We start from the raw sequence: 25313 nt of genomic DNA on the forward strand, positions 1-25313 counted from the left end.
TTTTAGATTCCTAAATTGATAGTAAATGTATATTGAGCACTTACAGGATAGGCAACCCCACCAGTGCGGAAGAACTCGGGGTCTTGCCCGTTGAGGTCTTTATGGGCATAAATCAAGAACGGATTGGTGGCTTGTAAGCGCAAGGTAAGATTGTTTACGTGCAAGGCATCTAATACGTCTTTGGCAAAAGTATAAGAAAGACTCATACTTTTCATACGAATGAAAGAGCCATCTACTACACGGGCAGTAGAATGGTTGTAGGCATTGTACACGCGACGCAAAGTATCTTCTCCCACCTCATTCAGAGTGAATTTAGAAGGAATAGAAGGGATATTAGTTATCTTTTCGTCACCTGTTCTTACCCATCGGTTTTTCATTTCCTTAGGGAATACACTGAGGTCGTTGTAATCTACAGTATATTGGTCTGCTTTGCGTATTTTGTTACCAGCTGAAGCCGTAATCAAAAAGCTAAATTCCCAATTTTTATATTTGAAAGTATTGGAGAGCCCAGCGGTGAGGTTAGGTTCTACCGCTCCTTCTTTTTTGAGATAAGAAAGGATATCTTGACGGTTTTGGAAATCAATATCTGCATAATCGGTACTGCCATTGCGCAAGTTAAACACGGGGAGACCTTTATCATTTAACCCTCTGAAATCATAAGAATACAAAGTGTTGCGGGCGCCTCCTACTACATTTCCTCCTACTTCGCGCACTAAGTTAAATACATTAGGCTTATATAGAAGGCTTGTAATTTCTTGGTTGAAATAAGCGAAATTGATACCTGTATTCCAGCTAAAATCATCAGTTTTGATATTTTTAGTATCCAAAGCGAGTTCAATCCCTTTTGTTACCATTGTGGCATTGTTGGCTAATTTGGTAATTTCACCACCAATACCTGAGGTACGAACAAGGTCAATTAGGTCTTTAGAGTTCTTTTGATAAAGGTCTAATGACAAGTTGATACGGTTTTTAAACAAGCCGAGTTCTATACCTACGTTAGTTTCGTATACTTTTTCCCAAGTGAGTTCACTATTTTGTAGGGACTTAATAGTAATCATACTTTCTCTATCGGCAGAGTTATAACGATTGGCAATACTATTTTCGAAGATAGCCAAAGCGTTGCTAGCAGCTCCTAAACCAGCGATAAGTCCGTAGCTAAGACGGAAAGCAAGGTTTGAGATGGTGCTATTATCTTCGAGGAATTTCTCGTTGGAAGCGTTCCAACGAGCACTCGCATTCCAAGTAGGTAACCAGCGAGCAGAGCGACTACGCCCTAATTGGTTAGAACCTTCATAGTTCAGTGTACCAGCAAAAACATAGCGGTTATCATAGGTATAAGTGCCTTGCAAGAAGAAAGCTATACCACGTTCTTTGGTGTATGATTTGCCAAAATAAGGAGTATTTTCTTGTATCGCTTTTTGAATAATGCGATAATCGGTAAAGGCAGTCCCTCCACGTGCAAACTGATAGCCATATCCGTTAAAGAAAGAGTTATCGCGGTCGGTATGGCGATACTCTTGCCCTAAGAATACTTTTAGGTCGTGTACGTCTTTAAACAAGCGTTTATACTCTAAGGCATTGCGGAAGTAATAACTTTGCAAGTTGTTTTCAGTGCGTTTGTATATACCCCCATTAGGCAATGCTACTTGAGGAAGGGCATCAGGGTCGGCAGGATCAGTAAATAAGAAAGGATTAGCTTTGGTTACAACAGTAGTCTGATTGGCGCGGTAAGCCTCTGCTACGTTAGAATCTTCTCTCATAGAGTGCTCGTTTGAACTCTTTACGTGGCGTACAGAACCAAGGAAATTATACTTCAATCCTTTGGCGAGTTTCACTTCTAAGTCGCCCTGAATTTTATACTCAAGCACATTCAAATCCATATAGTTATTGGCGAGCTCGTGCAAGATATTCATAGGAGCATAGTTATAACGGTAAAACTCGTACTTACCATCATCGCCATAAGGGCGCAAAGCACGAGTGGTGTTAAGCGCATAGCTAAAAGGGTTGATATCAAAATCACGTTCATAACTTCCTGTTACGGCATTAGTAGCACGGCTATAGGTACCAGGAGCTTTTTGGGTACGGATAGAGCCTTGTGTAAGCACCCCTATCTTTACGCTGGGTGAAAGCGTATAGGTGGTTTTGAGGTTACCAGTTACACGGTGCACACGGTCAGCAATTGTCCAACCGGGGTCTACAAAGAAACCTACTGAACCATACACCGTTGCATTTTCACCCCCACCTGAAAGGCTCACCGTATGGTTTTGAGTGAGCGATGGGCGAAAGAGAGTTTTAAACCAATCGGTATTAGCGTATTCATATTTGCGCAAGAAAGCAACGCGTGCTGCATCGGTATTTTCGAGTAAGAAAGTGCCTGTAGCGGGATTAAAGGTATCGATAGCACGATACATTATATTGTAAGCCCCACCGTAACGCGCTTGGGTATGAGAAGAAAGCGAGAAGTAGCCTTTGCGTTCCAACTCTTGATATACGTCCATTGTTTCTTGAGAGTTCATAATGTCGTACTGATTATAGTTAGGAATCATACGCACGGACTCTTCTAATTGGTAGTTTATCTGTGTTTTTACGTTTTTCTTACCACTTTTGGTAGTGATAATCACGGCACCGTTCAGGGCGCGTGCTCCGTAAAGAGAAAGGGCTGAAGCATCTTTAAGGATTTCGATGCTCTCGATATCGTTGGCATTGATACCAGAGATAGCGGAGCTTACCAGGGTAGAAGCATCACCCGAAGCGAGTTGCTCGAAGCTAAGGTTTACTACTTCTTCTTGTACGGCACCATCGACCACCCATAGCGGTTTGGTATCGCCGAAGATAGATGAGCCCCCGCGAATGGTAATTTTAGGTGAAGTACCAAAAGTACCAGAGATGTTCTGTACGTTTACCCCTGCGGCACGACCTTCGATCATACGACCTACATCGACTACGCCGTCCATTTTGATATTGTCGGCTTTGAGGGTTTGGGCATTACCCGTAAACTTAGAACGGTCGAACTCTTGGTAACCAGTAACGACTACCCCTTTAAGTTCAGTTACGTTCTCTTTAAGGACAACGTTAATCACTTTGGCAGTACCTACTACTTTCTCTACTGAGGCACTCCCCAGCTGAGAAAAGACTAATACGGCGCTGTCATTGGGTACTTTAATGGAGTATTTACCATCGAAATCGGTGGCGACCCCGTGAGAAGTACCTTTTACCAGTACTGAGGCACCGGGTAGTGGAGTGCCTCCTTCATCTTTTACTACCCCTGTTACGGTGCGTTCTTGGGCAAAGGCAACACCAAAGAACAGCACAGTGCATAACAGTGCATACATCAATTTTTCTTTCATCGCTATTATATTATTTCGTTCAATTAATTTTGCAAAGGTTCAGAAAAAAAATTATAAAAGCAAATTTTATGGGTAATTTTTTTCTATGTTAAATAACCAAATGTGTATAATTTCCTAATGCTATTTTTTGAATAAAACAAGTGCATTTTCTGAAAATACCCTATTTTTTTTCATCATTTTGCTGAATTCTTTGCAATATTTTCAGAGAATCGCCAAAAACATTGCGTTTTTTTTAGTTTTTCACATATTACTTTGCAAAACACTTATTTTCAAGTATATAGGGACTCATAATTCGCTTTTAAGCGCTGTTTATTAAACTGTAACTTTCTGTGAAATTTAACTTTATTTAACACTTTAAAATATTATTCTTTAATTGAAATTGAAGTGTTTTTAGGCTAATGAGAGTTTGAGTGATTAGTAAATTAGCTGTGAACCGCACGGGCAGTCGTAGCACGATGGGCATAGAAAATTAGAAAATTAGAGAATTAGGAAATTTGGAAATGGATAGTGATAAAAAAGGTTTTTTAATGGATCTGACTTGTCGGACAAATAGGACTCGTTTGAGTTATCGGAGGAAAACGAAAAACATAAAAAGTGAGTTGGGAGGGATTTTGATGAAAAAAGGGTGTAAGGAGGGTGTGGTTAGCTTATAGAGAGCTTATAGGAAGCTTATACGAATCTTGGACGATTGGTATAGAAAGGGTATATAAGTGATTGACTCATAGTATAATACAACAAGGCTAAAAATGTTAAAAACGGGGTTTTGAGACGAAAGAAAGAGGAAGAGGTGATAGGCCTTAGGCCATAGGCAATAGGGGGAAGTACGACGGAAAAGGGAAGAAATGACTGTCACTACATTCCCCCTTTGAAGGTAGCCAACGAGGACTCACAGCTGGATATGTGACAAGAGAATGTTTCTTTTCAACCAAGTAACCCTATTTGTGGCTTGTCCCCCTTCGGGGGGTCGGGGGCTTTATTCTAGCTCTTGCCTACTAATAATCTTTTTTATCCACATTTCCGGCATCATTGTACTAATTTGGCATTATTTTCGTATACTTTCTCTTAAAAACACAAAAACTATATTCCAAAATGAAAAACATATCTTATTTTTTATTGTTATGCCTCGCCCTACTCATAGGAGCTTGTGGCAACCGAAACGCTTATAAACCCGTTGATCGTGGAAGCAGTACCTCCGATTACCCATATGAAAGCTCTGCCACCGATTACCGAGAAGAAAGTAGTGGCGAATTAGCCGAGATAGCCGTAGTTGGCTACGGCGAAAAGAGCGCTAAGAGAAAATCCTCTAAAATAACAGGCGATGTTAGCAGAAGTGACGAAAGTACGATGTCAGCTAAAATGTCAGTAGCAAAAGATGTAGCAACCAGCAAACCAGCAAAACACACTGAACCTAAGCACCGCAAACATCGTCCCGAAAGCGACCCCCAACCTCAGTCCGGCTTGGTAACTGCCGGCGAGTGGAACGACCTCAATAGTTGGGATTTCTATCAAAAAACGCTAAATAAAAATGAATTTGCTCCTTTCCCCGAACATTGGCAAATGTACACCAATCACCGTATAGCGGTACTTGTAACCGCTAATGGTAAGCCTGCTGTGAATGTTACCGTTGCGCTCTATCGCAACAATACCCTGCTATGGACAGCTAAAACCGATAACACGGGTAAAGCTGAACTATGGGTGAGTGCCTTCCAAAAAGAAAAAGAGCTTAACACCGAGCATTTGCGCCTAAAAGTAAACGACCAATGGGTGAGCACAGAAAAAGCAATTAGCGAAAACACACTCAACCGTATTGCGCTTAAAAATGAAGTAAAAAAAGCATCAAACGAAGTGCAAATTGCCTTTATGGTAGATGCTACCGGCTCAATGAGTGATGAGTTAGAGTTTCTAAAAATGGACTTGAAGAACGTAATCAGTAAGGTAGAAGAAGGAAATAAAAACCTCAAAATAAGCACCGCTACGGTCTTTTATCGCGACGAAGGCGATGAGTATGTAGTCAAACATTCCGATTTTACTAAGGATATCAATAAAACCATTCAGTTTATTAATAACCAAAAAGCTGATGGTGGTGGCGACTTCCCCGAAGCAGTACACTCAGCCCTCAATCAGCTCAATAAACTCCAATGGGACGCCGAGGCACGCACACGTATTGCCTTTTTAGTACTCGATGCTCCTCCACATCACGAAGATAAGGTACTCAAAAGCGTACAAGCATCAGTTAAAACCGCTGCCGAGAAAGGCATCAAACTCATTCCTATCGTAGCCAGTGGTATCGATAAGCCCACCGAGTTCTTAATGCGTTTTATGGCAATATATACCAATGGTACCTATGTCTTTATCACCGACGACAGCGGTATAGGTAACGCCCATCTAGAACCCAGTGTAGGGGAGTATCAAGTCGAAAAACTCAGCGACTTAATGATTCGCCTTATCAAAAAGTATACAGAATGATCTGGCTCACTTTTTGCTACACAAGTCTCAGCTTTTTAACTCTTAATTTTTTACTCAAATGAAAGCACTTCCCCTATTAGCACTATTTCCGCTATCACTTATAGCCCAAAACCCTATTCCTGCTGGCTCTTACAAAGCCAGCTCTCTTGGCAATGCTTTGGAGCTTAGGATTGGTAATAACAACACTTACGAATTGGTAGGCGCTTCGGGCAACTATACCTTAAAGGACAAAAAAATAGAGTTCTCTTCCGATGCATCGTCTTTTTTGGTTGAGAAGAAACAGAGCAATAGCTCTCAGTTGCAAATTACCTTTAAAATAGGAACAGGGCTCTTTGGCGACCCACATTTTTTATATGTAGGCTACGAAAACAACAAAGGTGAAGTGGAATATGTGTGTGTACATAACAAAATCACTTCATTGGAAAATGTAGAAAAAACAAAAGACAGCAATGGAGTTGGTTACTATGTATTAGAAAGTTTTGAAGTGCCACGTACTGAAAACCTTTACTTAGTGAATGCCCATTCAGTAGCTTTTAACAATAAATCCAAAGAAGTAATTATTGAGAAATATCCTATCGGAAAGACAACCAACGGCGTGGAAGTAGAATTTTTAGGAACCAATAATATGCTTAATTTAAAAGGCACTTACAACCCCGATAAAGGAACGATTTCTCTTACCGAAGGTGATTCCGATAACGCAATTCTGTTCAGTAACAAGGCAAGCACTCCTAATCCAGCAAAAGTAGCCCGTAGCAATAAGGAAAATGTAAAGAATTGGAAATATCTCATCGCTTTTGAGGAAGAACAGGATATCCCCGAATATAATCCTGAAAAAAGAGCTAAGCAGAAAAACCAAGCAGATATTTCACTGCCCAAGAACTTGAAAGCTGCCCTTGCTTCAGCCGATAAATATAGCCGTTTGGTAATAGTTTTCCAACAACCCGATAACAAAGAGGCTCAACAACAATTCGCTGCCCTTTTTGCCAAATATAAAGAAGAAGGCGGTAGCAATGGCTATCCGTATGAACTCTATTTGGCTACTACCAAAGATATGAAAACCCTCAAAGCCAAAGGCGTACCTACAGGTAACCAAATGGCTGTGCTTGACGTAGCCGGTAATCTGCTTTACAATCAGCCCTCTACTATCGAAGAGGTTGCCAATGACGAAATTGTAACGAGTGATTCTTACGGACAGCAGTTCGGTACAATAGCAATGGCTCGTGCGCTCGACAAAGCTTTGGGTAACCCTAAGCTCTCTGTAAAAGACCTACAAGCTATTTTTACCACTTTCCTCAAAAAGGACAGCCAGCGTGTGTATTTGTTAGCTAAAAATCGTCCCGTGCAAAAAACAGGCGATGCTAATGAGGAAGAAGCCTTCGACTATATAGCGCAAGAGCAAGAAGATTACTTCTCCGATTTCAAAAACCCCAAAGGCATCTACCAAATGCAACTTACCCCTGAGCAACTAACTACCCAATGGCAGCGTATCGTAAACGCTCATAAAAACGATAGCAAACTCGATTCCGCATATGCTTTCTTGCTCGCTCTTAATAGCAATGATAGCGATTATTATTACCGAATTTTCAATGCCGAAAAGCCTGCTTCTCTTGCTGATGTAGACGCAATCGCTTATTTGGTGAAGTTCAGCGAGGAAATTAAAGCACATAACGAAAAACTCATTCCTAAAAACGATGACAATACAGACTATCAACAACGCTTAGAGAAAGGCGTAATAGAAACAAACTATGGACACTTCAGTACTCTTCTCGACCGTCTTGTATTTAACGACAAAACTCTTTTTGAACCTGTAAAAACCGTTTATATCGAAGGTGTCAAAAAGAACGTACTTACCGCTGATGATTACATCGATTTTCTCTATGAAAACAACGTAGAAGAAGCCAGTGCTTATTTCGGCGAATACTATAAAAGCCTATTGAAAAGAGATAGTAATCTCATTGCAGCACTCGATAAGGCTTTCTCCGAAGGCGATGAAGAAAACAGTTGGAAGTATTACAAAATGCGCTTTGCTAACCGCGCTAATAACATCGCTTGGAAAGTGTACGAAGAACATAAAAACGACCCCGCTAAATTAGCAGAACCCTATCAGTGGGCAAGCTCGGCAGTACAGTTAGAACCTGAAAATCCTTATTACTTAGATACCCTCGCACACCTCTTGTACACACGCGGTGAAAAACAAGAAGCTATTAAGCTCGAAGAAAAAGCCGTAAAACTCCTTTCAAAAACTAATGATGAATTTGAATCCCAACGCCAGGAGGTAAAAGCTAATCTCGAAAAGATGAAACGAGGAGAGATGTAGTACCTCATTTTCTCATTCCCTTATTTGCTCATTTGCTAATTACGTCTTATCTTTGCACTTTCTAATAGCAAGCAATTCAAAAAAAATTATCTACAATGAAAAAATTGTACGTTTTATGCATCTTGCTCATCGCTTTTGCGTGCAAGAAAGACAATGATGAAACGCTCCCACTGAGCGCTGAAAAAGACATTCTTTCGTTTGTCTTTACCGTAGAGGGTAACACTTATAGTGGTACTATCAGCAATACCACTATCACCGCCCAATTACCTGAAGACACCGATGTCACCACCCTTACTCCTACCATCACGGTTTCTAAGGGCGCTACCGTAAGCCCCAATACAGGGGTAGCTCAAAACTTCTCTAAGGAAGTAACCTACACTGTAACCGCCGAAAACAAAAGTACTAAAACCTACAAAGTACTGGTTACCACCGAAAAGACTGAACAACCGCAGGTTCCAATAGAAATTGGGTTCGTTCCTAATGAATATACGGTAAACAAAGCAGGAGGCGAGGTGATTTTCTTCGAGGTAAATACATTACCCGTCAAAAAAGAGCAAATAAAAGTAAAGCTCCTTAAATACAGAAGCGCGCTCTCTTACGACCTCAAAGTACAAAAGATAGACAAAAAAGAAAGACGTGTATATGTGGTCTTGCCTGCGACTTATAAAAACGGTCAATATCGCTTTAAAGCAACCTTCGACAAAGAAGAAGTGGAAAGTGGTGTTTTTACCTTAGATAGTAGTGAGATTGTTTTAGATGTTTTAGATATTAATCTTTTTGAAGGTCCTGTACAAACATTAGCAACTACCAACTTGCAAGTTTTTAAAGTGCTAGTATACGCTAATGCTGAAGCCTTAAAGAAATACACCTATTACCTACGCAAAAACGGACAAGATTACCAGCTTACAGTTGCAGAAATGTCTGGTTACAACCTCGAATTTAAGATGTTCAATACACCTGCTGGAGCTTTCAGCGGAGGTAATGACTTTAAGTTTGTAGTAAAAGGGGGTGCTAAAGAGCAAGTACTTCCTTTTGTAAACAGCGACGGACAAGCGATAAACATAGTGCCTACCTATGCTCCAGTAATCAAATCTCTCTCTACAACTACCCTAAAAACAGGTGATGAATTAACCATAATAGGAGAAAACTTTACCTATATGAGCGTAGGTTTTAATACTAATTACAGATATTGCGAGTTACTTTTAATTAAAAACGGAGAAACAAAAGTAACTTTAAGTACTTATAATCACCGAGGTACCACCGCAACCTTTGAAATAGATAAAAGTGTAGAGTCAGGTACTTATAAGGTAGTATTATCCTCTCAAGTACACCTGAAATCAGAGGTTTTTGGTCAAGAAATTACCGTTCAAAAAGTTGTTCCTGAAACTCCTCCACGCTTGAAAGTTAAAGGTACTGCTGAGCTTATAGACAAAGACGCCTCTTTTTTCGCTAAACAAATTAATATTTTCTTTAATGAAGAAATAGGTAATGCTTCTATAAAAGCTATTGTATTTCCTAATCTGAAAATAGAAAATATGACTAGATATCCAGCAGCAGTAAGTACACGTAGACTATCTGATAGTGAATACGACTATTTATTAAAAGACCTGCCCAAAGGCTATGTACTCATCGAAGAAAACGGCAAAGAATATAAAGCAGAATTCTCTTTGAGAAAAGTCTGAAGTCAATAAGTCGTATAGCTTAACAGAAAATAAAAAGACTTTGCCAAGGGGTTAATAGCCTATCGTGCTACGACCCTTTGGCAAAGTCTTTTTTAGTAATCTAAAAGTGCTTGTCCTGATAACAACTACTTAGCGGTAATTTCGTACCCTTTATCTTTAAAAGCTCTTACCAACTGCTGGATATGGTCGGTACCGTTGGTCTCTACCGTAATAAGCACTTCTTTATCGCGGAAACGTGAGAGGTTCTTAAACTGGTTGTGAGCGAGTTTAACTACATTAGCTCCCACTTCTGCAATAATTTGAGTGATCTTAGCGAGTTCACCAGGGCGGTCAGGAATGCTTACCGAGAAGTTGAAAATACGGTCTCTGCTCACCAATCCTTTGCCTATCATCGAAGATATCATTAGCACATCTATATTGCCCCCACTTACTACAGGCACAACGTTTTTACCGCGGTCGGTGAGTTTTTTGAGTGCTGCCAAAGGTAATACGCCTGAGTTCTCAGCGATAAGCTTGTGCTTTTCTGCTAATAGCAAAAAAGCTTCAGTAAGCTCGTAATCGTCTACCGTTACCACTTCATCTACATATTGTTTAATAAAGTCAAAATTAAGCTCTCCTATGCGCTTTACAGCAGTTCCATCAGCAATGGTATTGGCTTCGGGTAGGGTAACAAGCTTATTCTTTTTCAGTGCTTCAGTTGCCGAAGCAGCTCCTGAGGGTTCTACACCTACAATCTTAATATCGGGTTTAAGCTGTTTAGCAGCGCAAGCAATCCCCGAGATAAGTCCGCCACCGCCTATGGGTACAACTATCACATCGGTGTTAGGCAGTTCTTCCAATATCTCTAAGGCGATAGTACCTTGTCCTTCCAATACGTCAGGGTCGTTGAAAGGGTGTACAAACACGTAGCCTTCTTTCTCTTCCAGCTCTTTCGCTTTTTGGTAAGCATCGTCGTATACATCGCCGTAGAGCACTACTTCTGCACCGTACTTTTTGGTAGATTGCACTTTGATAAGAGGCGTAGTTTTAGGCATTACAATCACAGCTTTGATACCCAATTCACGTGCTGCGTAGGCAACGCCTTGTGCGTGGTTTCCTGCTGAAGAAGCAATAACTCCTCGTTTTTTCTCTTCCTCGGTGAGTTTAAGGATTTTGTTATAAGCGCCACGAATCTTAAAAGCTCCTGTCTTTTGAAGGTTTTCGGGCTTGATATAGATTTTGTTGCCAGATTCTTCTGAGAAGAGCGGACTATAAATGAGATGTGTAGGGAGGAGCACACTCTTGAGGTGCTCACGTGCTATGGTAAAGTTCATAATTAATTTATCAATTAGTCAATTGTATTATTAGGGACAAATATATGAAATAGTTTTCAATTCACAATTACAAATGAAAAAATAACCAGTGGAAAGTGATGTACAAATTTAAAACTTATACGCTATACCTGAGGAAGTACTAAAAAAGTAAAACTTCGCTTTGCTGAGGTCTAAAAACTCCTTATTGTTATGCTCCGACACGTTAAACACGCTCATAGAAAACCGATGATCAAGAGTGAAAATCCAATGCTTACGCTCAAAGAGAATGCCTGCCCCTATATGCCACATCAGTAAGCTCTTCTTAAAACGACGGGTGTCAGCAAACGAAATATCATAAGAGCTATCCAAACTAACCTCGCGCATCAAATAAAATTTAGGTGAAAAACCTGTTTGTACAAAACCTCTAATAGGTCGCTTGCCTTCATATTGTAACAAAAAAGGCATATCAAAATGCACAAAACGGTAGCCCGAATGAAAAGAACTACCTTGATATTTACCGTCAAAATCTACTTCGGCAATACTGAACATTCCTTCAATTTGGAATGTTAATCTTTCTTGTACAGGAATCCTAATAAAACCTCCCGCATTTAAGTAATTTCTAAATTTACCAAAGCTTACAGATGAAGATGGTACATTTGGGGTAACAGGACGCATACTTTGTACCATAGTAAAAGGATAGGAAAAGCGTACTCCTATAGCCACTTGCGAAAAACCTATCGAAGTGATACTTAAAAAAGCAATAACAGTCAAAAAGCGTTTCATATAGTTTTGGATAAAAATTACAGAATTTAAAAATACCTAATAAATATCTAAGTCAAATACATCAATATAATCTTAATCTTTGGATATGACATACCGCCCTCAATTATTATTTATTGTGCTTTCGGATATATCTTATCAGAAAAAGCACTCCAGAAAGTAGCTCTTTTGTATTGCTCTACCGAGCTTTTAGGTACGTATATCTTTTCTATACGAGTAGCCCTAAACGGGTTATTTACTAAGGCAGGAGGGTTTACAGCGTTAATCGTTATTGTTTTAAGTTGTTGGCAATACCAAAAAGCATCATACCCTATAGTCTTCAGTGTTGCAGGCAAGACAACACTCTTCATCTCCGTACACCCCGAAATTCCCACAGTTTCTATATCAGTGAGTCCTGTATTTTCTAAGTTAATTTCTTTTAGATAATTCCACCCAATAGCGCCAAATCCTAATATTTCTAATTTATTGAAGTGTAATTCTTCGAGATTATAAGACATTGACAATACGCTATAGGGCAGTCTTTTTACATTAGGAAGGGAGAGTTTTCTAATTTTTGTTTTGAAGAAAGCTTTTTCACCAAAAACTACTGTAGCGTTGGTATTGAAGGTAACGGTACCACTAAGGCTTGCTTCTTCAAAAGCACTCTCTTCTATCTCCTTCAAGTTATTCGGAAATGTAATCGACTGTAAGTTCTGATGTTCTTTAAAAGCCTCTTTCCCGATAGTGTTCACATTTCTGAGCTTCTCATCAGCTTGCATATCAAGCACTGTAGTATTCGCATTCTTCCATTTTATAAGCGTACGCCCATCAGCGCTGAGCTCATAATCAGCGGTAGAGTTACCGTTGTTGTCATCATCACTCTTCCGACAGCCCACCAAAGCAATCCCTATAAGAGCTAATAATAAAACCTTTCTCATTTTCAAATTTCCTAATTTTCTCATTCTTTAATTTAATTAATTGCTTGTATTTTCTCCGCAAAATCTTTCCAGCCTGCCACTTTTTTGTATTGTTCTACCGAACCCTTAGGCACATAAATAGTAGGTATCACACTTTTATCGTTAGTGCCAAAAATACTGTTAATATGTAAGGCAGGTGGATTTACCGCTTTAATAGTAAGCTTTTTCAGCACTATGCATTGCCAAAAAGCATCTGATTCTATTCTAGTGAGCGTCTCAGGTAAAGTAATCTCTTTTAGCTTCCACATCCCCACAAAAGCCCCGTGTCCTATTTCAGTAAGCCCCGTCCCCTCAAAGGTAAGCGAGGCAGCATTGCAATCTCTCAGCGCAAAATCACCTAATTTCTTTACTTTGTTAAAAGTAACCTCTTTTAACTCTCTACAAACTGAAAAAGCATTGATACCTAACACACTCATATTGGGGAATGTTATCTTTTTCAGATGAGTGTGGTAGAAGCACTTTTCGCCAAAATCAACGGTAGCTTTCGTGTTGAAGACAACCTCACCGCTGAGGTTTGCATCCTCAAAAGCACTCTCTTCTATCTCTTTCAAGTTATTCGGAAATGTAATCGATTGGAGGTTCTGATGTTCTTTAAAAGCCTCTTTCCCGATAGTGTTCACATTTCTGAGCTTCTCATCAGCTTGCATATCAAGCACCGTAGTATTCGCGTTTTTCCATTTGATAAGCGTACGCCCATCAGCACTGAGCTCATAATCAGCGGTAGAATTACCGTTGTTGTCATCATCACTCTTCCGACAGCCCATTAAAGCAATCATTGCCAAAGCTAATAATAAAACTTTTCTCATTGTATAATTATTTTTTATCGTATTTATCAATTTTTGCAAGCTACTAATTTTCTCATTTTCAAATTTACTAATCCACTAATTTCCCATCAGCTCGTCGCGCTATAACCTCACATTACCTTCACTTTTTCCGTCTCCACCTTCCCTCTTTTTTGTCGCGAGCTTTTAGCTCGTGCTCTCCCTTGCTAATTTTCTAATTTGTTAATTCTCTAATTACCCCTTCTCCTTTCCGTCGCTACATTCCCCCTCTCCTTGGGAGAGGGACGGGGTGAGGATTCCTCTTTCTTTCGCCTCGAAACCCTGTTTTTGCCATTTTTAACCCTGTTGTATTATATTATGAGTCAATCACTTATATACCTTTTCTATACCAATCGTCCAAGATTCGTATAAGCTTCCTATAAGCTCTCTATAAGCTAAGACCACCCTCCTTACACCCTTTTTTCAGCAAAATTTCTCTCAGCTCACTTCCGTTCTTTTCCGACATCTTTCGAAAGCTCCTAACAGTCCCAGTATATCACTTTTTCATCTCAAACTTTGCCAAAGTTGATTGTCGGTAGGTATTATTAACATTTACTCCATTTACTAATCTGTTAATTTCCTCATTCTCTAATTCTCTCATTTTCTAATTTTCTCATTTTCTCATTCTCTCATTTCTCCCCCGCCTGTGTGGCTCACACCGCCCGTCGCGCTACGACTGCCTGTGCGGCTCGCACCTAATTATTTTGGTATTAACTGAATCTTATCAACTAAATTTTTCCAATTGTTATCCCCTTTGTATATATCCAATAAATCCTTAGGTTTTCTCGGGATATAAAAAGTAGGAAACTTAGTTTTAGCTATCCCAGAAAAAGGATCTCCCTCTAAATACGGCGGGTAAAGCGCAAGAATAGTAACATTCTCTAACGAAGTACAGTTCGCAAACGATTTATCTCCTATCGTCTTTAAGTTCATAGTTACCGAAAGGATTGCCTTTTTCAAAACTTTACAGTTAGCAAAAGCCTCTTTCCCTATATGAGTAACTCCCGCATCTGTTAAATCTACTAATTCAAGAGTTCCACAAGACGAAAAAGCCCCATCGCCTATAATACCCGTTCTTTTAAAAGTAACTTCTTTTAAGTTTCTACATTCAGCAAAAATCCGGTTAGATAACGCTTTAGTATTAGGGAGCACCACTTTTCTAATATTCGAACGATAAAAAACCCTCTCGCCAAAAACAACGTCTGAATAAGAGTTGAAGTTTACGCCATCACTGAGGTTTGTTCCTGAAAAGGCATCAGAACCTATTTCTTTTAAATTGTCCGAAAAAGTAATCGCTCTTAAACTTTTAAGGTCTTTAAAAGCATTTTCGGCAATAGTATTTACTTTCCGCAAATTGCTATCCCCTTGCATATCAATAGAAATAGTACTACTATTAGTCCATTTTATTAAGGTAAGACCATCGGCACTGAGAGTGTAGTCATTAGGCGATACGTTTACCTCGTTACCGTTGTCATCTTTCTTACGACAACTCACCAAAGCAATAGCCACGAAGGCCAAAAAGAAGATTTTTCTCATTGTAAAATCATTTTTATGATGTTAAAGACGCCACAAAGGTACTAAATAAAGAACAATTAACAACGAAATATTCACAAAAAAATACCGACTATCTTTATAGCCGGTATCTGTATGTTTTTTCTTTTTAAAAATCAAATAAATCTAAGCTATTAGGATTTCTTCGATTGTCCCAAAAAGAAAGAATACGAATAATATTGTTTTCTACTCTGTAAAAAATAGAGTAATTATAAAACACTAAAACAGAACGGACATCTTCATATCCTTCTTCTATAGGCCAGATGTATGGATTATCAATAAGAGATTTAACTACTTTTTGTGCCTCTGTATTCAGTTTTACTGAATAAGTATTACTTTTGTTCCGTTTTTTCCAATAAATAAGAATTTCTTTCAGCTCCTCCTTTGCTTTAGGAGTCCAAACTACGACCATAATATCGCATTCATTTCTTGTTCTACATCTTCTTGAGGAATATGTAACCCTGCCTTATCTTCCTCCAAACCTTTTTGTATACTATACTTTTTCGCTTCTTTTTGTTGTTTAAGAAGGAGGTCGTCTTCAGTTAAGATATTATCTATAAGCTCTGCGTCCATAGTTTTTTATGTTTTTACGTTGCAAAAGTACTAAATAAAGACCAATTAACAATGAATAAAGAACAATTTTAATCACTAATCATTAACCATTAATCACTGCCTCTCTACTGATGCACTTGCACTTGTGGGAATGGTATCTCTATACCAGCTTCGTCGAAGCGATTTTTGATAGTCTCTAAAGTACGGAATATACACCCTGCGTGCTCGGAAGTCAAGCACCAATAGCGCAGTGAAAGGTTCACCGAACTATCAGCCAATTCCTCTACATATACCACAGGCTCAGGGTCAGGCAAGGCTTTGGGCTCTTCTTTAGCAATTTGCAAGAGCACTTCGCGAGCTTTTTGGATATCCGAACTGTAACCTATGCCTACTAATACGTACACCCTGCGCTTCTCTTCCCTACTGTAATTGATAATGCTATTGCTAAAAAGTTGGGTATTGGGGATTATCGCCTGCTCGTTGTTGGCTTTGTTAAGAGTTGTAGCAAAGAGTCCAATGTTTTTTACCGTCCCTTTTTCGCCATTACCTTCAATGGTATCGCCTACGCGGAAAGGTTTAAAGATAAGAATCATTATCCCGCTTGCAAAGTTGGATAGCGACCCCTGTAAGGCTAACCCCACTGCTACAAAACCACTGGTAATAATCGCGATAAACTGAGTCGCAGGCAAACCTATCACTTGCACGATAGTAAGGAACAGAGCAATATAGAGTATCCACCGTACAACTTGCAAGAGGAATCCCTGCAAAGCCACGTCTACTCCACGGCGTACCATCAAGCCTTTAAGGAGTTTTGCAATAAACCGAATAATGTATCGCCCTATAAAATAAAGCGCAATTGCCCACAATAGTGTAGGCGCAAATTTAATAAGTCCGGTAATCCACTCTTTAATGAGTCCTTCAAAATCCGCAGTCGAAAAATCATTCATTTTTGTTTGTTTTATTTTTTAGTTTCTAAATCTCACCAGCCCCTCTCGTCTCTCTGTCCTCTCTCGATTGATGCGCAAAAATACAAACTAATTCGCAATCTCCCAAAATTTATTTCTCGTCCCCCTTCATTTGCAATTGTAGAGACGTAGCTAAAAACACCTTTCTTCCAATTTCTGATTGAGCTCTCGAAATCAATAGCTGAAAATCCTGTCATTTCAATTTAAATATTAAGATTCTGACGACAAAAGTAAGAATAATTTACGAAGCTACTAATAAAAACTTTAAAAAGAAATTAAAGAAAAGATTTGTTTTATAAAAAGAAAATTATACCTTTGTAGCATTCTAACCTATATAAACCTAATTTATTATGGACAAAAAGAAATTCATTACAATTCTAACAGCAGGTTTTGCTCTATTTGCGATGTTTTTTGGGGCGGGCAATTTGGTTATTCCCCCTTATATAGGATTGAAAATAGGAGCTTTAAGTGGTGTGGCTTTTGCAGGTTTTTTTGTGTCGGACATACTACTGTCGTTCTTAGCGGTGGTAATGGTAGCCTCTGTAGGACTTACTTTCACCGATTTAGGCAAGCGCTTCCCTCCGTTATTCGTAAATGCGCTTGTGTTTTTAATCATTGTTACCTTAGGTCCCCTTATCTGCGTACCGCGTACGGGGTCTACAACCTACGAGGTGGCAGTACAACCTTTCTTCCCTCAAATAGGCAAAATTACTTTTGGGGTGCTGTACTTTGGCATCACGCTTTTGCTCTCTATCTCGAAAGCCAAAATAGTAGACATCATCGGTAAAATACTCACACCTTTTCTTATCCTTTCACTTACTATCCTGATAGTCGTGGGCACCATCAATGCGCCTAAGGAATTGGTAGACAACAGCTATAGCTTTGGAGAGGCGTTTGCGTTTGGCTTTTCAAAAGGCTACTTGACCTTAGATGTGCTTGCAGGGGTTATTTTTTCGGGGCTCATTATCTCGTCAATCGTGCGAGAGGGCTACCGCAGTGAGGCTGAGAAAAAGCAAGTAACCATACTCTCTGGGGTCATAGCCGCTGGCTGTTTGGTCTTTATCTACGGAGGATTGCTATATCTAGGAGCTACCTCTAATCTTTCTTCTTCCGAAGGGATTAGCTATATAGATATTCTCAAGCATATAGCTTATAGCGTATTAGGCGACAATGGTGGTATTGTAATATCAATAGCGGTAGCATTTGCTTGCCTTACTTCGGCTATTGCTATTGTATCGGCTATGGGTGAGATTTTCGAGAACATCAGCAAAGGGCGTATTCCTTATAAATGGGGAGTGTGGATTTGTTCCTTAGTGTCGTTTGCGCTTTCTATCAGAAGTGTAGATGAAATTATTCATTACGCTGGCTATCTGTTAGATTTCTCATATCCTATCACCATCGCACTTACCTTATTTGTGCTTTTCTTTGGCAAACGGGTGCAGAGCAATGCTCCTTATATAGTGGGGGTAACGCTCACGGCTATATTATCAGGACTTTTCATCATAGGTGATTTGCTACATATAGCCTGGATTAATAACTTCAAAACGTTATTACCCTTGGCTGACTACCGAATAGAGTGGTTTATTCCTGCTTTTCTATCATTTATCATAACGGCAATAATAGTGAAGAGAGTATAATATTTTTTATAAATAATGTCAGTTCGATGTATAATACTGATTTACAGTTGTACGTATATTGTAATCAGTGAAATCAATCTTTCACATACCCAGCAGAGATCACTCGCTAGCTTTGTGTGAGATTTTAAAGTAGTGAAGCAATTTATTTGTTTTACATATATAACTTTAATAACATTTTCCTCATATCCGATTCATATTAAATTAATTACCCATCGCGCTACACCTACCCACGTGGCTCACACCTGCTTGTTGTGCTAAAATTTAGCATCGACTTCCCGTCGCTACATTTCCCCTTCGAAGGCAACCAGCGACTACTAGATATGTTAGAAGAGAGATATTTTTACCACATTACCTTCGTCATTCGTCCCTCGTTCCTTGTCATTTCTTCTCCTTTCCGTCATACTCCCCCCTAGTGCCTATGGACTAAGGCCTAGTGCCTCTTCCTCTTTCTTTCGCCTCGAAACCCTCTTTTTACCGTTTTTTGTGTCGCTGTATTATATTATGAGTCAATTACTTATATACCCTTCCTATAACAATCGTCCAAGATTCGTATAAGCTTCCTATTAAGCTCTCTATAAGCTACCCCCACCCTCCTTACACCCTTTTTTCATCAAAAACTCCCCCTCTCCTCTTCCGAATTTTTCCGTTTTCTTCCGAACCCCTCAACGCTTCCTCATTTGCTAATTTTTCCTCGCCTGTCGTGCTACGGCTACCTGTGTAGCTCGCACCTTTGCCAAAGTTAATTGTACACTGTCTGTCGTACTACGACCTCGCATTTCTGAGTCTCTCCGAAATTCTCTAATTCCTATTAAAAAGCCGGTTCAATCCTAATATAATTTAACATTAGTTCGATATATACAATATTGATTTACAATTGCTTTTTCATTATTGTTCCGTAAAATTCCTCAGCTAAAGCTGAGCCAATCCGTGGAACAATAATGTTTTACAAGAGAATCATCTGTGCTAAATCCGTGTAATCCGAGAAATCTGTGAGAGACTTTCAGGTAGCTTGCTACAACTTGTTTGATTTGTTGCAATTTGTTTAATTTCTCTCCCGAAGGGAGATTCAACTATTATTTTCTCTCTGCCACTACGGCGTAGTATCTATTCGTAAAATACCGCAATAACGGACGTAAACCTAACTTCTTCACAGGGTGCGTCCATTTCTCTCTATAAATAATACGAAAACCCGCTTTCCCTACCAGCATATCCAATTGCCAATCTTCAAACTCGTGATAATGACAGTCGCGAGGGTCAGACGTATTGCGGTAAGCTTTGGCAAAGCAAAGGCGCAAGGGCACAGTAATGAGTACTCTTTTAGTAGGAAGATTCTGCAAAACTGCCAAAGGGTTTACCAAGTGCTCTAAAATTTCCAAAGCTACTGTAAAATCAGCCTTAAAGGCTTGTAGGGTGTGTGATTCAAAATCCAAATCCTGTCCCGTAGTGTTGAGCACAGTATAGCCTTCTTGTTGCATTACTGCCGAAAAAGGATTCTCCACCCCCACATCGAGGATAGTGCTACCCTGAGGGACATATTGTTTGAGAATACTCAAAGTTTTTTGATAGCGTTTTTTAGGAAATATCTTGTACATAATTTACATTGACAATTAACAAGGAAATGACACCTTTGAGCCACAAATTTCGCCAAAGTTTGCGTCGCCTCACCTTTTACCTTTTATTCACATACCCAGCTGTGAGCCCTCGCTGGCTTTACCTTTTACCTCTTACCTCTTACCTAATTCTAGTGTGCATCGAGCCAGTTATCCCCTACCCCTAAATCTGCCACAAGCGGAACAGCAAGGTTAAAAGCGCTTTCCATTGCTTCTTTAATGAGAGGCTTAACGATATTGAGCTCTGTTTTAGGTACATCAAACACTAACTCATCGTGCACCTGCAAGAGCATACGGGTTTGAAGTTGTTGGCGAATCAACTCGTGTTGTATGCGTATCATCGCAATTTTGATGATATCCGCAGCCGAACCCTGTATCGGGGCATTCACAGCGTTGCGCTCAGCTGCTCCGCGCACTACTTGGTTACGAGAGTGAATATCGGGTAGATAGCGACGCCTTCCCAATACGGTCTCTACATAGCCGTGTTCTTGAGCAAATTGTATTTGCTTACTGATATAGTTTCGCAGATTGGGATACGTAGCGTAATAAGTGTCTATCAATTCCTTACTCTCTGAACGACTCAAATTGGTTTGAGCCGAGAGCCCAAAAGCCGATACACCATAGATAATCCCAAAGTTCACTGTCTTGGCGTGACTACGCTGTTCGCGAGTTACCTCTTCCAAAGGCACGTGGAACACTTTGGCAGCTGTGGAACGGTGAATATCCTCATTGCGGAGGAATGAGTCAATCATATTGTGTTCTTCGCTCAGGGCAGCGATGATGCGAAGCTCTATTTGCGAATAGTCGGCAGAGAGAAGCACATAATCAGGATTGCGTGCGATGAACGCCTTGCGCACCTGCTGACCGCGAGGAGTGCGGATAGGAATATTCTGCAAGTTAGGATTATTACTGCTCAATCTACCCGTCGCAGCTACCGTTTGCATATAGGTAGTGTGTACACGACCGGTGAGTTTGTTCACCTCCAAAGGCAAGGCATCTACATAAGTAGATTTCAGCTTCTGCACTTGTCGCCATTCAAGTATATCGGCTACTATCTTATGCTTAGAAGCAAAGGGGGCTAATACTTCTTCGGAAGTGGCATACTGACCTGTTTTTGTCTTCTTAGGTTTACTGTCAATTTTCAGTTTTTCAAAAAGAATATCTCCTAGCTGTTTCGGCGATGCCAAATTGAAGCTCTCTCCTGCCTGCTCGGCTATAGTGGCTTCGAGTTGTGCAATATCAGCATCTAAGATCTTAGCGTATTCTTTTAAGAAGGGTACATCGAGGTTCACTCCTTCGCGTTCCATAGCGGCTAACACTTTTATCAAAGGCGCTTCCAAATCAGTATAGATTTTCTCGGCATTCACTTTGGGCATTTCCTCCTTAAATACGTTTTTGAGTTGCCACGTAACATCAGCATCTTCCACGGCGTATTCCTTCACTTGGTCGAGTGGAACAGTACGCATAGAGCGTTGTGCCTTACCTTTACCTATCAAACTCTCAATAGTAATAGGGGTATAGTTTAAATAGGTTTCACTGAGGATATCCATATTGTGGCGCATATCTGGATTCAGCAGATAGTGGGCTATCATCGTATCGAAGAGTGCGCCTCGCACCTCAATGTTGTAGTTTTGCAATACTTTAAGGTCGTATTTCAAATTCTGACCAACCTTACCAATACGCTCATTTTCAAAGAACGGACGAAAAGTTTCAAGCAGTTTTGTTGCTTCTGCTTTATCAGTAGGGAAAGGTACGTAATAACCTTTATGAGCCGACCAACAGAAGGAAATCCCTACCAATTCGGCTTCCAGGGCGTTCACACTGGTCGTTTCGGTATCAAAACACACTTCGGTTTGTTGCAATAAATTCTGCAAAAGCAGTTGTTGCGCCATTGGGGTATCGGCTAATTGGTAGAAGTGAGGTGTATTAGTGCTGTTCTTCTTCTCGCTCATTACCTGCGGTTGGGCAAATAGGTCGCCTTGCGTAAAGAGACTTAACTGTCCCTCTGTGGGCTTATTCCCTGTAAGTGGCGGGGGTGTTGTTGTCATCTGGGGCTGATACGTTCTGAGAAAATTCTGTAATAACTGACGAAATTCTAACTCTTCAAATATCCTCCCTACCGCTTCAAAATCGGGTTCGGACATCGCAAAGTCTTCTTCATCAAATGTTACAGGCACGTCCAGCATAATGGTAGCCAACTGTTTAGAGAGGATTCCTTTTTCCTTGTTGCTCTCTATATTCTCACGCAGTTTGCCTTTCAGCTGGTCAGTATGGGCGAGAAGGTTTTCCATAGAGCCAAAGTCAGCAAGTAGCTTTTTAGCGGTCTTCTCGCCTACTCCTGGGAGTCCAGGTATATTGTCTACCGCATCACCCATCATTCCGAGGAAGTCTATTACCTGTAAAGGATTTTGTACCTCAAATTTCTCTTGTACTTCTTTTACGCCCCAAATCTCCACATCGTTACCTCCGCGCGAAGGTCGGTATATAAAGATATTATCACTCACAAGTTGTGCATAGTCCTTATCGGGCGTTACCATATACACTTGGTAATTCTGCTTTTCAGCTTGTTTAGAGAGTGTCCCGATGATATCGTCAGCCTCATAACCCTCTTTTTCGATGATAGGAATATGCAAGGCTTTCAAGATTTCGTGAATATACGGGATTGCCAACCGAATAGCTTCGGGCGTTTCCTCCCGATTGGCTTTATAGTCGGCAAAGAGTTCCGTGCGCTCCACACTTCCTCCCTTGTCGAAAGCCACAGCAAGGTGGTCGGGCTTTTCTTTTTTAATTACTTCTAAAAGAGAGTTCATAAAGCCCAAAATAGCCGACGTGTTCAACCCTTTGGAGTTGATACGCGGATTCTTGATAAAAGCGTAATAACCCCTAAAAATAAGGGCATAAGCATCGAGTAGAAAAAGCCGTTTTTTCATTCATTAAATAATTTATCCTCCATCAAGCCAAAAACTTCAAGCATACTCCCTCTTAAATTCGCTAATTCCCTCTTCGAAGGGTGTTTTTAGTTCATTTTATCTTCACTCAATATAGGTAAAAAGGGGGTTACTCTTTTGGCTGAAAGAGATACATATTTTTGCGCAAAGGTAGTAAAATAATTGTAATTTCCCATTTTATTTGTACTTTTGTCCCGAATATAAATTAACCTTTAATAATTAATCATTCATCATTATGAAAGTATCTGTTGAACTTACTTTTAGCCCGTTGCAAGACGATTACGAGCGTCCTATCATTCACTTTATCAAGAAACTGCGCGCCTCTGGGCTCATCGTACAAGAAAACCCTCTCAGTACCCAAGTCTATGGCGAGTATACCCAAGTGATGAATGTTCTCACCACCGAGATAGAAGAAGCTCTCGACTTAGTAGAACGCGGACTGATGTACGTGAAAATCGTAAAGTCCGACCGCCACGAGTATAAACCTTTCTTCTAAGTAAAGCCAGCGAGCAAGCCTAACTGAGTATCTTATATGGAAGCGTTTTTCAATTGGTTTTTTAGTCAGTATCAAGGAGTCCCTACCCATTTAGTGGTATTAGAAATCATAGGTGTGTTCTTTGGGTTCCTGAGTGTTTGGCTGGCTAAAAAAGGAAATATATGGGTATACCCTACGGGTATTATCAGCACGGTGTTATTTGTATACCTGCTATGGCACTACGTGCTGTGGGGCGATATGCTTATCAATGCCTATTATACAGCGATGAGTATCTACGGGTGGATACTATGGGCAAAGAACGCCCAAGACAATGTGATTACTATTTCCGTTACCACCCGTCGCGATTGGCAAATCTGCACTCTTTTAGGTGTTTTTAGCTTGGTTTTTGTCACTGCGGTATACTACCTGAAACCTTACATCAAAAACAACTTTTCTATGCAGGGAATCTCCTTAGGATTCCACAACTTCCTCCCTACCGAATATGTCGATGTCTTTACCACCTCCATTTTCTTGATAGGAATGTGGCTAATGGCAAAACGCAAAGTAGAAAACTGGGTCTTTTGGATTCTCGGCGACCTCATTTCAGTACCCCTCTACCTCAAAAAAGGAATGCTATTCACCTCCTTTCAGTACTTTTTATTCACCATTATTGCCATTATGGGTTATAGAGAATGGAAACAACACTTGCGCAACGAGACAGCCCGATAAAGCGTATCGCCTTTGTAGGTCCTGAGTGCACCGGCAAAACCACTCTCAGTCGTACCCTTGCCCAGCAGTTCCAAACCGTATGGGCTGAGGAATATATGCGCACTTACCTGCAACACAAGTGGGACACTCAGCATCTCACCTGCACGTGGGACGACCTCCTACCCATCGCTCACGGACAAGTTTCTCTCGAAAACAAACGTATCCAACAAGCCAATGAATATTTGTTCTGCGACACCTGTCTGCTCGAACTAATGGTCTATTCTTACCTTTACTATGGCAAATGCAACCCACAAATAGAGCGCGCAGCCCTCACACATCATTACCACACCCTTTTTCTCACTTATGTAGATGTCCCTTGGCAACCCGACGACCTCCGCGATAAACCCCACGAGCGCGAGAGCGTATTTGCTTTTTTTGAACAACATCTGAACGCTCACGGCATACAATACTATATTCTAAAAGGCTCCTTAGAGGAACGCATCGCCCAATGCACCAAAATGCTAACCGCATAACATCTTCTCACAAGCCCCCTCTATCCGACCTCCTTCCTACGAGTCCTCCCCACCAAACAACTATTTTCGTCCCTACATTCCCTTTTTTCCCCATCACTACATTCCCTTTTTTCCCCATCACTACATTCCCCATTTAAAGCGAGTTAGAGAGATGTTTGTTATCACTATACTTTGGCAAAGTTTCAAACTTTGCCAAAGTTAATATAGCCCTCTTTGTCTTTGGTTCTCCCCTTTTGAGCCTCTCCGAACCCTTCAATAGTTTCCCTTTGGTTGCCACATTCCCCCTTTGAAGATGTTTTTCCCTTATTGCCTATGCCCTAAGCCCTCACACTTTCCCATTTACTAATTTTCTAATTTGCCAATTCTCTAATTATCCCTTCTTCTTTCCGTCGCTATATCCCCCCTCTCCTTGGGAGAGGGACGGGGTGAGGATTCTTCTTTCTTTCGCCTCGAAACCCTGTTTTTACCATTTTTTGTGTCACTGTATCATACTATGAGTAAACTATTTATATACCCTTTCTATACCAATCGTCCAAGATTCGTATAAGCTTCCTATAAGCTCTCTATAAGCTAACCCCACCCTTCTCAAAGCCTTTTTTCATCAAAAACTCTCCCTCCCCTCTTCCGCTCTTTTCCGTTTCCTTCCGAATCCTCCTAACAGACCCCAACACAT

19 protein-coding genes are annotated in these 25313 nt (G+C 40.4%); 8 read left to right on the forward strand and 11 right to left on the reverse strand.

The window, feature by feature from the left end; translation table 11 throughout:
- Positions 1 to 2: 2 nt before the first annotated feature.
- Complete coding sequence (locus AM608_RS08205) at positions 3 to 3347, reverse strand: SusC/RagA family TonB-linked outer membrane protein (protein WP_053581392.1); 3345 nt, start codon at positions 3345 to 3347, stop codon at positions 3 to 5.
- Between the two features lie 500 nt (positions 3348 to 3847).
- On the opposite strand from AM608_RS08205, the gene AM608_RS12585 reads away from it, so the two are divergent.
- The 4 genes from AM608_RS12585 (at position 3848) to AM608_RS08220 (ending at position 9812) form a co-directional block, all read left to right on the forward strand.
- Entirely contained in the window at positions 3848 to 4000 is a 153-nt protein-coding gene (locus AM608_RS12585; RefSeq protein WP_082315845.1) for a glycine cleavage system protein T, read from the forward strand.
- 436 nt (positions 4001 to 4436) lie between these two features.
- Complete coding sequence (locus AM608_RS08210; RefSeq protein ID WP_053581393.1) at positions 4437 to 5813, forward strand: hypothetical protein; 1377 nt, start codon at positions 4437 to 4439, stop codon at positions 5811 to 5813.
- 58 nt (positions 5814 to 5871) lie between these two features.
- On the forward strand, positions 5872 to 8130 hold the full coding sequence (locus AM608_RS08215) for a hypothetical protein (RefSeq protein ID WP_053581394.1): 2259 nt from the start codon (positions 5872 to 5874) through the stop codon (positions 8128 to 8130).
- A 95-nt stretch (positions 8131 to 8225) separates the two neighbouring features.
- Entirely contained in the window at positions 8226 to 9812 is a 1587-nt protein-coding gene (locus tag AM608_RS08220) for a DUF5018 domain-containing protein (protein WP_053581395.1), read from the forward strand.
- Between the two features lie 125 nt (positions 9813 to 9937).
- Here AM608_RS08220 and ilvA read toward each other — a convergent pair whose 3' ends face one another.
- From ilvA to AM608_RS08260, 8 genes are all read right to left on the reverse strand, one after another.
- Positions 9938 to 11125 (reverse strand): threonine ammonia-lyase, encoded by a 1188-nt coding sequence (gene ilvA, locus AM608_RS08225; RefSeq protein WP_053581396.1) that lies wholly within the window; start codon positions 11123 to 11125, stop codon positions 9938 to 9940.
- Between the two features lie 108 nt (positions 11126 to 11233).
- On the reverse strand, positions 11234 to 11887 hold the full coding sequence (locus tag AM608_RS08230) for a porin family protein (protein ID WP_053581397.1): 654 nt from the start codon (positions 11885 to 11887) through the stop codon (positions 11234 to 11236).
- Positions 11888 to 11997: 110 nt separating this feature from the next.
- A complete protein-coding gene (locus AM608_RS08235; RefSeq protein WP_053581398.1) occupies positions 11998 to 12825 on the reverse strand; it encodes a leucine-rich repeat domain-containing protein in 828 nt (275 codons plus the stop codon).
- A gap of 8 nt (positions 12826 to 12833) precedes the next feature.
- Positions 12834 to 13646 carry a leucine-rich repeat domain-containing protein gene (locus AM608_RS08240; RefSeq protein ID WP_053581399.1) on the reverse strand — a complete coding sequence of 271 codons (813 nt, stop codon included), beginning with the start codon at positions 13644 to 13646 and terminating at the stop codon, positions 12834 to 12836.
- 714 nt (positions 13647 to 14360) lie between these two features.
- A complete protein-coding gene (locus AM608_RS08245; protein WP_053581400.1) occupies positions 14361 to 15197 on the reverse strand; it encodes a leucine-rich repeat domain-containing protein in 837 nt (278 codons plus the stop codon).
- 124 nt (positions 15198 to 15321) lie between these two features.
- Positions 15322 to 15624: a type II toxin-antitoxin system RelE/ParE family toxin gene (locus tag AM608_RS08250; protein ID WP_053581401.1), complete on the reverse strand. Its 303-nt coding sequence runs from the start codon at positions 15622 to 15624 to the stop codon at positions 15322 to 15324.
- A complete protein-coding gene (locus AM608_RS08255) occupies positions 15615 to 15785 on the reverse strand; it encodes a hypothetical protein (protein WP_009418193.1) in 171 nt (56 codons plus the stop codon). The genes AM608_RS08250 and AM608_RS08255 overlap by 10 nt, the downstream gene beginning before the upstream one ends.
- Before the next feature lie 104 nt (positions 15786 to 15889).
- A complete protein-coding gene (locus AM608_RS08260) occupies positions 15890 to 16711 on the reverse strand; it encodes a mechanosensitive ion channel family protein (RefSeq protein ID WP_002674535.1) in 822 nt (273 codons plus the stop codon).
- Between the two features lie 368 nt (positions 16712 to 17079).
- Between AM608_RS08260 and brnQ the strand changes: the two genes are divergently transcribed.
- Positions 17080 to 18366: a branched-chain amino acid transport system II carrier protein gene (brnQ, locus tag AM608_RS08270; RefSeq protein ID WP_053581403.1), complete on the forward strand. Its 1287-nt coding sequence runs from the start codon at positions 17080 to 17082 to the stop codon at positions 18364 to 18366.
- A gap of 1073 nt (positions 18367 to 19439) precedes the next feature.
- Here the strand turns inward: brnQ and AM608_RS08275 are convergent.
- Together AM608_RS08275 and polA are read right to left on the reverse strand one after the other, a co-directional pair.
- Entirely contained in the window at positions 19440 to 19958 is a 519-nt protein-coding gene (locus AM608_RS08275; RefSeq protein ID WP_053581404.1) for a bifunctional 2-polyprenyl-6-hydroxyphenol methylase/3-demethylubiquinol 3-O-methyltransferase UbiG, read from the reverse strand.
- Positions 19959 to 20107: 149 nt separating this feature from the next.
- Entirely contained in the window at positions 20108 to 22906 is a 2799-nt protein-coding gene (gene polA / locus AM608_RS08280) for a DNA polymerase I (RefSeq protein WP_053581405.1), read from the reverse strand.
- Positions 22907 to 23159: 253 nt separating this feature from the next.
- Here polA and AM608_RS08285 point away from each other — a divergent pair, with 253 nt between their 5' ends.
- The 3 genes from AM608_RS08285 to AM608_RS08295 are packed head-to-tail and all read left to right on the forward strand — an operon-like array spanning position 23160 to position 24640.
- The gene (locus AM608_RS08285; RefSeq protein ID WP_002674885.1) at positions 23160 to 23420 is read left to right on the forward strand and encodes a thiamine-binding protein; all 261 of its coding nucleotides are present in this window, start codon (positions 23160 to 23162) and stop codon (positions 23418 to 23420) included.
- A 36-nt stretch (positions 23421 to 23456) separates the two neighbouring features.
- Complete coding sequence (pnuC, locus tag AM608_RS08290) at positions 23457 to 24128, forward strand: nicotinamide riboside transporter PnuC (RefSeq protein WP_009419092.1); 672 nt, start codon at positions 23457 to 23459, stop codon at positions 24126 to 24128.
- The gene (locus AM608_RS08295; RefSeq protein WP_053581406.1) at positions 24092 to 24640 is read left to right on the forward strand and encodes an AAA family ATPase; all 549 of its coding nucleotides are present in this window, start codon (positions 24092 to 24094) and stop codon (positions 24638 to 24640) included. The genes pnuC and AM608_RS08295 overlap by 37 nt, the downstream gene beginning before the upstream one ends.
- Positions 24641 to 25313 lie beyond the last annotated feature (673 nt).

The sequence above is a fragment of the Capnocytophaga sp. oral taxon 323 genome (assembly GCF_001278825.1).
Lineage (GTDB): Bacteria > Bacteroidota > Bacteroidia > Flavobacteriales > Flavobacteriaceae > Capnocytophaga > Capnocytophaga ochracea.

What these genes read in the sequence shown, in the direction of transcription:
- AM608_RS08205 (WP_053581392.1), bottom strand. Translation starts at nt 3,347, where the DNA reads ATGAAAGAAAAATTGATGTATGCACTGTTATGCACTGTGCTGTTCTTT.
- AM608_RS12585 (WP_082315845.1), top strand. Translation starts at nt 3,848, where the DNA reads ATGGATAGTGATAAAAAAGGTTTTTTAATGGATCTGACTTGTCGGACA.
- AM608_RS08210 (WP_053581393.1), top strand. Translation starts at nt 4,437, where the DNA reads ATGAAAAACATATCTTATTTTTTATTGTTATGCCTCGCCCTACTCATA.
- AM608_RS08215 (WP_053581394.1), top strand. Translation starts at nt 5,872, where the DNA reads ATGAAAGCACTTCCCCTATTAGCACTATTTCCGCTATCACTTATAGCC.
- AM608_RS08220 (WP_053581395.1), top strand. Translation starts at nt 8,226, where the DNA reads ATGAAAAAATTGTACGTTTTATGCATCTTGCTCATCGCTTTTGCGTGC.
- ilvA (WP_053581396.1), bottom strand. Translation starts at nt 11,125, where the DNA reads ATGAACTTTACCATAGCACGTGAGCACCTCAAGAGTGTGCTCCTCCCT.
- AM608_RS08230 (WP_053581397.1), bottom strand. Translation starts at nt 11,887, where the DNA reads ATGAAACGCTTTTTGACTGTTATTGCTTTTTTAAGTATCACTTCGATA.
- AM608_RS08235 (WP_053581398.1), bottom strand. Translation starts at nt 12,825, where the DNA reads ATGAGAAAATTAGGAAATTTGAAAATGAGAAAGGTTTTATTATTAGCT.
- AM608_RS08240 (WP_053581399.1), bottom strand. Translation starts at nt 13,646, where the DNA reads ATGAGAAAAGTTTTATTATTAGCTTTGGCAATGATTGCTTTAATGGGC.
- AM608_RS08245 (WP_053581400.1), bottom strand. Translation starts at nt 15,197, where the DNA reads ATGAGAAAAATCTTCTTTTTGGCCTTCGTGGCTATTGCTTTGGTGAGT.
- AM608_RS08250 (WP_053581401.1), bottom strand. Translation starts at nt 15,624, where the DNA reads ATGGTCGTAGTTTGGACTCCTAAAGCAAAGGAGGAGCTGAAAGAAATT.
- AM608_RS08255 (WP_009418193.1), bottom strand. Translation starts at nt 15,785, where the DNA reads ATGGACGCAGAGCTTATAGATAATATCTTAACTGAAGACGACCTCCTT.
- AM608_RS08260 (WP_002674535.1), bottom strand. Translation starts at nt 16,711, where the DNA reads ATGAATGATTTTTCGACTGCGGATTTTGAAGGACTCATTAAAGAGTGG.
- brnQ (WP_053581403.1), top strand. Translation starts at nt 17,080, where the DNA reads ATGGACAAAAAGAAATTCATTACAATTCTAACAGCAGGTTTTGCTCTA.
- AM608_RS08275 (WP_053581404.1), bottom strand. Translation starts at nt 19,958, where the DNA reads ATGTACAAGATATTTCCTAAAAAACGCTATCAAAAAACTTTGAGTATT.
- polA (WP_053581405.1), bottom strand. Translation starts at nt 22,906, where the DNA reads ATGAAAAAACGGCTTTTTCTACTCGATGCTTATGCCCTTATTTTTAGG.
- AM608_RS08285 (WP_002674885.1), top strand. Translation starts at nt 23,160, where the DNA reads ATGAAAGTATCTGTTGAACTTACTTTTAGCCCGTTGCAAGACGATTAC.
- pnuC (WP_009419092.1), top strand. Translation starts at nt 23,457, where the DNA reads ATGGAAGCGTTTTTCAATTGGTTTTTTAGTCAGTATCAAGGAGTCCCT.
- AM608_RS08295 (WP_053581406.1), top strand. Translation starts at nt 24,092, where the DNA reads ATGGAAACAACACTTGCGCAACGAGACAGCCCGATAAAGCGTATCGCC.